1 rRNA gene is annotated in these 2,997 nt (G+C 49.5%); it reads right to left on the reverse strand.

The annotated features are described in order from the left end of the window. Positions 1 to 103 precede the first annotated feature (103 nt). Positions 104 to 2,988: ribosomal RNA gene (locus RM573_RS17355) — 23S ribosomal RNA — on the reverse strand. Between the last annotated feature and the right edge of the window lie 9 nt (positions 2,989 to 2,997).

A 2,997-nucleotide genomic window follows, 5' to 3' on the forward strand; every position in this document is an offset into this window, starting at 1 on the left:
TAACAACGTAATTAAAAACGACGTGTAGGTTTCCTACAGGATTTTTCATTACTAAGTTAGTAAGTGACTTTAACCAGTCAATACAAAACCACTTGGGTGTTGTATGGTTAAGCCTCACGGGCAATTAGTATCAGTTAGCTCAAGGCCTCACAACCCTTACACACCTGACCTATCAACGTTGTAGTCTCCAACGACCCTTTAGGGAGATTAAATCTCCAGTGAGAACTCATCTCAAAGCCTGCTTCCCGCTTAGATGCTTTCAGCGGTTATCAGTTCCGAACGTAGCTACCGGGCAATGCTATTGGCATAACAACCCGAACACCAGCGGTTCGTCCACTCCGGTCCTCTCGTACTAGGAGCAGCCCTCTTCAATTCTCAAACGCCCACGGCAGATAGGGACCGAACTGTCTCACGACGTTCTAAACCCAGCTCGCGTACCACTTTAAATGGCGAACAGCCATACCCTTGGGACCGACTTCAGCCCCAGGATGTGATGAGCCGACATCGAGGTGCCAAACACCGCCGTCGATATGAACTCTTGGGCGGTATCAGCCTGTTATCCCCGGAGTACCTTTTATCCGTTGAGCGATGGCCCTTCCATACAGAACCACCGGATCACTATGACCTACTTTCGTACCTGCTCGACGTGTCTGTCTCGCAGTTAAGCTGGCTTATGCCATTGCACTAACCGTATGATGTCCGACCATACTTAGCCAACCTTCGTGCTCCTCCGTTACTCTTTAGGAGGAGACCGCCCCAGTCAAACTACCCACCAGACAGTGTCCCCAAGCCCGATAAGGGCCCTAGGTTAGAACATCACGCATACAAGGGTGGTATTTCAAGGTTGGCTCCACCGCATCTAGCGACGCGGTTTCAAAGCCTCCCACCTATCCTACACATGTAGGAGCAATGTTCACTGTCAAGCTATAGTAAAGGTTCACGGGGTCTTTCCGTCTAGCCGCGGGTATACGGCATCTTAACCGCAATTTCAATTTCACTGAGTCTCGGGTGGAGACAGTGTGGCCATGATTACGCCATTCGTGCAGGTCGGAACTTACCCGACAAGGAATTTCGCTACCTTAGGACCGTTATAGTTACGGCCGCCGTTTACCGGGGCTTCGATCATGAGCTTCGCAGAGCTAACCCAATCAATTAACCTTCCGGCACCGGGCAGGCGTCACACCGTATACGTCATCTTTCGATTTTGCACAGTGCTGTGTTTTTAATAAACAGTTCCAGCCACCTGGTTACTTCGACTGCTCTGAGCTTAGGAAGCAAGTTCCATCACCCATATGCAGCGTACCTTCTCCCGAAGTTACGGTACTATTTTGCCTAGTTCCTTCACCCGAGTTCTCTCAAGCGCCTTAGTATTCTCTACCTAACCACCTGTGTCGGTTTGGGGTACGGTTCCTATATATCTGACGCTTAGAAGCTTTTCCTGGAAGCATGGCATCAATGACTTCAACTCCTTGGAGTCTCGTCTCGTATCTCAGTGTTGAATGAAAGTCCGGATTTACCTAAACTAACCACCTACATACTTTCACACGGGCTACCAACGCCGTGCTCACCTAGCCTACTCCGTCCCTCCTTCGCAATATATAGAAGTACAGAAATATTAATCTGTTTCCCATCGACTACGCGTTTCCGCCTCGCCTTAGGGGCCGACTTACCCTGCCCTGATTAACATGGGACAGGAAACCTTGGTCTTTCGGCGGGGGAGTTTTTCACTCCCCTTATCGTTACTCATGTCAGCATTCGCACTTGTGATACCTCCAGCAGACCTTACAATCCACCTTCAACGGCTTACACAACGCTCCCCTACCACTTGAACCTAAGTTCAAATCCGCAGCTTCGGTGACTAGTTTAGCCCCGTTACATCTTCCGCGCAGACCGACTCGACTAGTGAGCTATTACGCTTTCTTTAAAGGATGGCTGCTTCTAAGCCAACCTCCTAGCTGTCTATGCCTTTCCACATCGTTTCCCACTTAACTAGTACTTTGGGACCTTAGCTGGCGGTCTGGGTTGTTTCCCTCTTCACAACGGACGTTAGCACCCGCAGTGTGTCTCCCGCATATCACTCATTGGTATTCGGAGTTTGCAAAGGGTTGGTAAGTCGGGATGACCCCCTAGCCTTAACAGTGCTCTACCCCCAATGGTGTTCGTGCGAGGCTCTACCTAAATAGATTTCGGGGAGAACCAGCTATCTCCCGGCTTGATTAGCCTTTCACTCCGACCCACAAGTCATCACCGCATTTTTCAACATACGTGTGTTCGGTCCTCCAGTTGATGTTACTCAACCTTCAACCTGCCCATGGGTAGATCGCCGGGTTTCGGGTCTATACCCTGCAACTAAACGCGCAGTTAACACTCGCTTTCGCTACGGCTCCCCTAATCGGTTAACCTTGCTACAGAATATAAGTCGCTGACCCATTATACAAAAGGTACGCAGTCACCCGAAGGCTTCCACTGCTTGTACGTATGCGGTTTCAGGTTCTATTTCACTCCCCTCACAGGGGTTCTTTTCGCCTTTCCCTCACGGTACTGGTTCACTATCGGTCAGTTAGGAGTATTTAGCCTTGGAGGATGGTCCCCCCATATTCAGACAAAGTTTCACGTGCTCCGTCCTACTCGATTTCACTTAAAGGTTGTTTTTGTGTACGGGGCTATCACCCTGTATCGCTGTCCTTTCCAGAACATTCCACTAACGCCCAATAAGCTTAAGGGCTGATTCGCGTTCGCTCGCCGCTACTAACGAAATCTCGGTTGATTTCTTTTCCTCGGGGTACTTAGATGTTTCAGTTCTCCCGGTTCGCCTCCCTGAGCTATGTATTCACTCAAGGATACTGACTTATGTCAGTGGGTTTCCCCATTCGGAAATCGCAGTCTATAACGGTTTTTATCACCTTAACTACGCTTATCGCAGATTAACACGTCCTTCATCGCCTCTAACTGCCAAGGCATCCACCACATACGCTTAGTCACTTAACCATACAACCC

Origin of the sequence: Thalassotalea castellviae, assembly GCF_031846185.1 — a bacterium.
Lineage (GTDB): Bacteria > Pseudomonadota > Gammaproteobacteria > Enterobacterales > Alteromonadaceae > Thalassotalea_H > Thalassotalea_H castellviae.